The 6491-nt window shown below is 66.7% G+C and carries 7 protein-coding genes; all 7 read right to left on the bottom strand.

All coding sequences use genetic code 11. The annotated features are described in order from the left end of the window. Positions 1 to 120: 120 nt before the first annotated feature. Positions 121 to 1683: a 2-isopropylmalate synthase gene (locus tag EMQ25_RS04285; RefSeq protein WP_127187289.1), complete on the bottom strand. Its 1563-nt coding sequence runs from the start codon at positions 1681 to 1683 to the stop codon at positions 121 to 123. A 310-nt stretch (positions 1684 to 1993) separates the two neighbouring features. Continuing rightward, entirely contained in the window at positions 1994 to 2422 is a 429-nt protein-coding gene (locus tag EMQ25_RS04280; RefSeq protein WP_127187288.1) for a hypothetical protein, read from the bottom strand. 65 nt (positions 2423 to 2487) lie between these two features. Then, a complete protein-coding gene (locus EMQ25_RS04275; protein ID WP_127187287.1) occupies positions 2488 to 3378 on the bottom strand; it encodes a PhzF family phenazine biosynthesis protein in 891 nt (296 codons plus the stop codon). 15 nt (positions 3379 to 3393) lie between these two features. Beyond that, on the bottom strand, positions 3394 to 3894 hold the full coding sequence (locus EMQ25_RS04270; RefSeq protein ID WP_127187286.1) for a heme-degrading domain-containing protein: 501 nt from the start codon (positions 3892 to 3894) through the stop codon (positions 3394 to 3396). A 123-nt stretch (positions 3895 to 4017) separates the two neighbouring features. Further along, positions 4018 to 5040, bottom strand: coding sequence for a ketol-acid reductoisomerase (gene ilvC, locus EMQ25_RS04265; RefSeq protein ID WP_127187285.1), 1023 nt, complete (start codon positions 5038 to 5040; stop codon positions 4018 to 4020). A 26-nt stretch (positions 5041 to 5066) separates the two neighbouring features. Continuing rightward, on the bottom strand, positions 5067 to 5693 hold the full coding sequence (locus EMQ25_RS04260) for a TetR/AcrR family transcriptional regulator (protein WP_127187284.1): 627 nt from the start codon (positions 5691 to 5693) through the stop codon (positions 5067 to 5069). Positions 5694 to 5907: 214 nt separating this feature from the next. Then, positions 5908 to 6267 carry a nuclear transport factor 2 family protein gene (locus EMQ25_RS04255; protein ID WP_127187283.1) on the bottom strand — a complete coding sequence of 120 codons (360 nt, stop codon included), beginning with the start codon at positions 6265 to 6267 and terminating at the stop codon, positions 5908 to 5910. Between the last annotated feature and the right edge of the window lie 224 nt (positions 6268 to 6491).

The raw sequence follows: 6491 nt of genomic DNA, 5'->3' as shown, positions 1-6491 counted from the left end.
GGGGCTCGACTCGGTCCTGTTCCTCCCCCTATCAGGGGGAGGTCAGGTGGGGGTTGGCGAGCCCAGAGCGGGGGGCTCTACCCCCTCCCGGCCTCCCCCTGATAGGGGGAGGAGAAGGGGCTAGCCGGCCATGGCGCCCTGGGCGGCGGCGCCGCGTTCGATCATCAGGCGGTTGCAGGCGTTGAGATAGGCGCGGGCCGAGGCGACGAGGGTGTCGGGCTCGGCGGCGTTGCCGGAAACGATCCGGCCGTTGAGCTCAAGCCGGACATGGGCGCTGGCCTGGGCGTCGGTACCGCCGGTCACCGCATCGACCGCATAGAGCACCAGATGCGGATCCTGCCCGACGGCCTTCTTGATGGCGTTGAAGATGGCGTCGACCGAGCCGGTGCCCTCGAAGGACACGGCCACTTCCTCGCCATCGACCGAGAGCGTCAGATCGCAGCGATGGATGCCGCCCGTCTTGGAGACGACCTCCATGTCGACGAGCCGGATGCGGTCGCCGACCGAGCCCACTTCATCATCGACCAGCGCGACGATGTCGGCATCGTAGACATGCTTCTTGCGGTCCGCGAGATCCTTGAAGCGCTGGAAGGCTTCCTGAAAGGCGTTCTCGCCCAGCTCGTAGCCGAGTTCGCGCAGCTTGTCCTTGAAGGCAGCGCGCCCCGAATGCTTGCCCATGACGAGGGTGGTTTCCTTGATCCCGACGCTGGCGGGCGTCATGATCTCGTAGGTCTGGGCATTCTTGAGCATGCCATCCTGATGGATGCCGCTCTCATGGGCGAAGGCGTTCTTGCCGACGATCGCCTTGTTGTACTGCACCGGGAAGTTCGCGGCGGCCGCGACGATACGGCTGGCACGGGCGAGGTGCGTCGCCTCGATATGGGTGTGATAGGGCATGGCGTCGGCGCGGGTGCGCAGCGACATGACGATCTCCTCGAGGGCGGCATTGCCGGCGCGCTCGCCGAGCCCGTTGATGGTGCACTCGACCTGGCGCGCCCCGCCGCGCACAGCAGCCAGCGAATTGGCGACGGCGAGCCCCAGATCATTGTGGCAATGGGCCGAGAAGATCGCGCCATCGGCGCCCGGCACCGAGGCGATGATTTCGCGGAACATGGCCTCGTGCTCGTCCGGAACGGCATAGCCGACGGTATCGGGCAGGTTGATGGTGGTCGCGCCGGCCTTGAGCGCGGTCTCGACGCAGCGCTTCAGGAACTCGATCGGGGTGCGGGTGGCGTCCATGGCGGACCATTCGACATCGTCGATCAGATTGCGCGCCTGCGCGACGGTGCGGGCGATGATCTCGATGACCTCGTCCTCGGTCTTTTTCATCTGGTGGGCCAGATGGATCGGCGAGGTGGAGACGAAGGTGTGGATGCGGCCGCGACGGGCGTGGCGCACCGCCTCCCCTGCCCGATCGATATCGGCGGTGATGGCGCGGGCGAGACCGGCGACGGTGGCGCTCTTGACCTGCTTGGCGACGGCAACGACCGCCTCGAAATCGCCGTTCGAGGCGATGGGGAACCCTGCCTCGATGATGTCGACGCCCATATCGTCCAGCGCTTCGGCGACCTGGAGCTTCTCCTCGAGCGTCATCGTGGCGCCCGGGCTCTGCTCGCCATCACGCAGCGTGGTGTCGAAGATGAAGACGCGGTCCTTGTTGGTCTCGGTGTTCTGGGTCGTCATGGTCCTGCTTTCCTATCGGCGGCCGGGGCGCAACGCCCACACGGCCGGACAAAATCTCTGTTCGGCTTGAAACTCGCTATCCCCTGACGACCCGCTCGCTTGCCGAGCTGCCGGTGATCAGGGGCTGATAAGAAGGAGAAGGAGAGCGGGAAGCAGCAGCAGGCCGCCGGCAAGCGCCAGCCGGGCCGCCTGGACCCGCTGTTCGGCTGCAATGGCGATGGCGCGTTTGCGCTGCATGGTCATTTCCCGTTCTGCGGGCGCGATAATGGCCAATTCGCGCCGCCGACGCAACCCGGGAATGCGATCGGGATCAACCGAAAGCGAAGATGGCGGCCAGAACCACCCCGAGCGCCGCCACGAGGGTGACCTTGCCGAAGAGCTCGGCCCGCTCGAGCGCGGCCATCTCGCCCCCCGATGCGCGCTTGAAGGCGATGCCGCCCGAGACGATCGAGACGAGCATGACGACGATCAGCGCCATCTTGACCCAGAACCAGGCGTTCATGCCGCCGAACCCGCCATATTTGAGCCAGAGGGCGAGCGGGCCGGTGACGAGCAGGACGCCCATGGCGATCTTGCCGACCTGCGCCATGGCGAGGCCCATGGCAAAGAGCGCGGCCCGCGTCTCTGCGGGGGCGGATGGCAGGCGGGCGCCGATCATCGGCATGACGACGGAATTGGATCCGCCGGCAACGAGCGCGATGAGGTGCGCCCAGATGAGAAGATTTATGACGATGTCCATGGCCCCTGCCCCCCGATTCGCCGATGAGCGAGTTTACCAGCGCCACAGCGGCGCTGGCGAGGGGATCAGGCGGTGCCCAGATCGAGCACGCCTTCGGCTAGGATGACCGCCGAACCGCCGATGCCACCATGGGTGAGGACGCCGTCGGTCTTGCGGATCTGAAGGAGGATTTCGCTGGGGCGCCCCATTTCGTGGCCCTGGCGCAGGCGGTATTCGGTCTGCCCGTCATCGAGATCGCGGGCAAGAAGGCCGATCAGCGCCGCGGCGGCCGAGCCGGTGGCGGGATCCTCGCCAATGCCCATGCCCGGGGAGAACATGCGCGCCGCCAGATCGTTTTCGGGCTCGTCGGGGGTGCGGGTGAAGACGTAAACCGAATGCCGGCCGAGCGGATAGGTCTCGCCCCAGCCGCGCCGCTCGAGCCGCAGCGAACGGAGCGCCTCTGCATCCCGCACCGGGATCAGGTAGAACGGCACGCCTGCGGAATAGACCGCCGGACGCAGCGATCCGCAGCCGATGGCGTCCGGATCGAGCCCGAGGGTGATGGCGATCGCAGCGCGGTCGGGCGCCTCGCCGATCTCCTCGGGGAGCTTGGGCAGGCCGAACCGCGCATTGCCCGCGCGCTTGCCCGAAGGCTCCATGACGCAGGTGACGAGCCCGACCTTCTCCTCGAGACGGACGGCGCTGGCCCGGTTCTGGAGGCCAAGGACGACGGCGGCGCCGATGGTGGGATGGCCCGCAAAGGGCAGTTCGACCCGCGGGGTGAAGATGCGCACGGCGGCCGTGTGGCGCTCGAGCTTGGGCCGGGCGATGAAGACGGTCTCGGAGAGATTGAACTCGGCGGCGATCGCCTGCATCTGGTCGTCGAGGAGGTCGTCGGCCTTGAGGACGACGGCGAGCGGATTGCCCTTGAGCCGCTCGGTGGTGAAGACGTCGAGCAGGAGATAGTTGAGCTTCATCGCACCCCCTCCCCGTCAGGCCGGCCGCGGCAGGGCGTAATCGGCATAAGGCTTGCCGAGGACGTGGCAGATGGCGGCGACGACGACGTTGTGATCCTCCCGCTCGGGCAGGCCCGAAACGGTCGCCGCCCCCACGATGCCGATGCCGGCGACGCGGATCGGGAAGCCACCGCCCGCAAGCGCGTAGTCGTTGGGATCGAGCGCGCGGCGGACGGGGAAGACGCGTTCTTCGCCGGGGTTTTCGAGGACAAGCCGATAGCTCGACCGGCCGAGCCGCTGCACCGAATTGGCCTTGCGACGCACCCAGACCGGATTGTCGGCCGTGGTGCCGGGCATGGCGCAGTAAAAGAGCGGCCGATCCCAGAGGCGCACGTCGGCAACGAGCGTCAGCCCGTCGGCAAGCGCCCGCTCGCGGATGTGGCTGCCGATGGCAAACGCCGTCGCCTCGTCGAAGCGCTCGAAGACGAGCTCCTGCTCCTGCCGGATGATGGTGCTGATATCGTCTGCGACGGCCATGGTGTTCCCCCTCGTGCTCGGATGCCGGCTATAGCACGAAGCCGGGACGGCGCGGCAAGCGCCGGCAAACAAAAGGGCCGGGATCGTACGATCCCGGCCCATCAGAAGAACGCGATGCGTCCCTTAGTTCTTGGACTTGTCGACCAGCGCACCGGCCTTGATCCAGGGCATCATGCCACGGAGCTTCTCGCCGACTTCCTCGATCGGGTGCTCGTCATGCATGCGGCGGGTGGCCTTGAAGCGGGCGCCGCCGCCCGACTTGATCTCCTGCATCCACTGCGAGGTGAACTTGCCCGACTGGATGTCGTGCAGCACGCGCTTCATCTCGGCCTTGGTCTCGTCGGTGATGATGCGCGGGCCGGTGACGTATTCGCCCCACTCGGCGGTGTTGGAGATCGAGTAGTTCATGTTGGCGATGCCGCCCTGGTAGATCAGGTCGACGATCAGCTTCACTTCGTGCAGGCACTCGAAATAGGCCATTTCGGGCGCGTAGCCGGCTTCCACCAGCGTCTCGAAGCCGGCGCGGATGAGCTCCACGAGGCCGCCGCAGAGCACGACCTGCTCGCCGAAGAGATCGGTCTCGCACTCTTCGCGGAAATTGGTCTCGATGACGCCCGAACGGCCGCCGCCGACGCCCGAGGCATAGGCCAGCGCGATGTCATGGGCATTGCCCGAGGCATCGTGATGGACCGCGATCAGGCAGGGCACGCCGCCGCCACCGACATATTCGCCGCGCACGGTGTGACCGGGGCCCTTGGGGGCGATCATGATGACGTCGACGGTCTTCTTGGGCTCGATCAGGTTGAAGTGCACGTTGAGCCCGTGCGCGAAGGCGAGCGCGGCGCCATCACGGATGTTGGGCTCGATGTGCTCCTTGTAGATGTCGGCCTGCAGCTCGTCGGGGGTGAGCAGCATGATGACGTCGGCCCATGCGGAGGCTTCGCCCACGCCCATGACCTTGAGGCCTTCGCCCTCGGCCTTCTTGGCCGATGCCGAGCCTTCGCGCAGCCCGATGACCACGTCCTTGACGCCGGAATCGCGGAGGTTCAGCGCGTGGGCATGGCCCTGGCTGCCATAGCCGATGATGGCGATCTTGCGGTTCTTGATGAGATTGAGATCGGCATCCCGATCGTAATAAACGCGCATGGACATCTCCCTTGTGTTGCGTTTGGTCACACCCCGTGAAGGGTGAAGAACTGTTCGGTCGCCTTGGCGACGTGAGCCTCGACCGCCTCGGCGTCGAGGGTGAGCTCCTCCCCGAGGAGGAGCCGGATCTGCACGTCGCGCACGACGAGCCCGAAAAAGGTGCGGAACGCATCCTCGCTGTCAGTGAATTTGAGAAGCGCGGCATCCCGGCCCGCTTCGAGGATGGGCTTGAGGCGCTTGCGGATGGCGAGCACGCCGTTTTCGAGCACGATGCGCCCGAGCCCCGTCTTCTCCGCGCCGGCATGGGTGACGGCGAGCCGGTTGAGCGTGACCGAGACCTCGCCGGTGATGACGGTGAGAAGATCGCGCGCGAACTCCTTGACCGAACGCCGGAGCGAGGCGGCGTCGAGCCGGGCCCGATCGACCTGCGGCATGCGCACCTTGGCCGCCTGCCACTGCACGGTGGCGGTGAGGAGACCGTCGCGATCCCCGAACCATTTGTAGAGCGTTTCCTTGGAGCAGCGGGCGCGCCGCGCCACGGCGGTCATGGTGAGCCCGTCCCCGCTCGCCACCAAGAGCTCGAGCGCCGCCGTCAGCACCACCTGCTGGCGGGGCGTGAGGGCTTCGTCTGCGATGTCGAGCGCTGCGCCCACATCCGGCTCCGGTGTCGAGGCCGGACCATCCCGGCGTCGGCAGACCCGTACCGTAACGTACGGTTCGGCGCAAGAGGCATCGGGGCGATGGGGGTGGAGGATGTGCGGACTGGCGCCCGCGGCACGCTCGACTTATGCAGACGCCAGTGAAATGGGCACCGGGGGGCGCTGCGCCGGCGCCATCGCGGCGTTGGACATGCGGGGGCGGGCCCGCCTATTCGTCCCAGGCCTGAACGACCGTCTGATCGGCGATCCGTCCATTCTCGAGCCGCAGCATCGAAATGGAAAAGACCTTGGCCCCATCGGGGTAGGTACAGGCCTCGGTGAAGGCCATCTGCCCACCGTCTGCAATGGTGACGTCGACGCGATGGGTCATCGTGCGGCCGCAGATGTCTTTCCAGAAGGTTGAAATCGCGCCGCGGCCCTTGATCTCGTGGGGGAGGCTCGGCGGATTGTTGCGGTCGATCACCCGCATCACCGCATCGTCGGCATAGAACGAGGCGAGCGCCGCACCATCCCGGCCTTCGATGGCGCGCTTGAGTTCCGTCCCGGTCACTGTTCCCAGAGTCTGCATGGCATCCTCCATTCCGGCCCCGGGGTGCTCGCGGCGCCGATTGCTGCCACAAATTTACCTCTCACAACGCCCTTCCACGAGATCTGCGGCTCTCGCCCCGATTTCGGGCAGGACGTGCAGACCGACCGCATCGCTGCACCCTGATGCCGAGCGATCGTTCCGCCCCGACCTTAGCAGGGAGGGGCAGACCCGGTTTTGCGCAATCGCAACGGAGCATCGAGGGC

The sequence above is a fragment of the Arsenicitalea aurantiaca genome (assembly GCF_003994485.1).
GTDB lineage: Bacteria > Pseudomonadota > Alphaproteobacteria > Rhizobiales > Devosiaceae > Arsenicitalea > Arsenicitalea aurantiaca.
This window is presented reverse-complemented; position numbering and strand designations above follow the sequence as displayed.

Coding starts and splice junctions, on each gene's coding strand:
- EMQ25_RS04285 (WP_127187289.1), bottom strand. CDS start 1,683: ATGACGACCCAGAACACCGAGACCAACAAGGACCGCGTCTTCATCTTC.
- EMQ25_RS04280 (WP_127187288.1), bottom strand. CDS start 2,422: ATGGACATCGTCATAAATCTTCTCATCTGGGCGCACCTCATCGCGCTC.
- EMQ25_RS04275 (WP_127187287.1), bottom strand. CDS start 3,378: ATGAAGCTCAACTATCTCCTGCTCGACGTCTTCACCACCGAGCGGCTC.
- EMQ25_RS04270 (WP_127187286.1), bottom strand. CDS start 3,894: ATGGCCGTCGCAGACGATATCAGCACCATCATCCGGCAGGAGCAGGAG.
- ilvC (WP_127187285.1), bottom strand. CDS start 5,040: ATGCGCGTTTATTACGATCGGGATGCCGATCTCAATCTCATCAAGAAC.
- EMQ25_RS04255 (WP_127187283.1), bottom strand. CDS start 6,267: ATGCAGACTCTGGGAACAGTGACCGGGACGGAACTCAAGCGCGCCATC.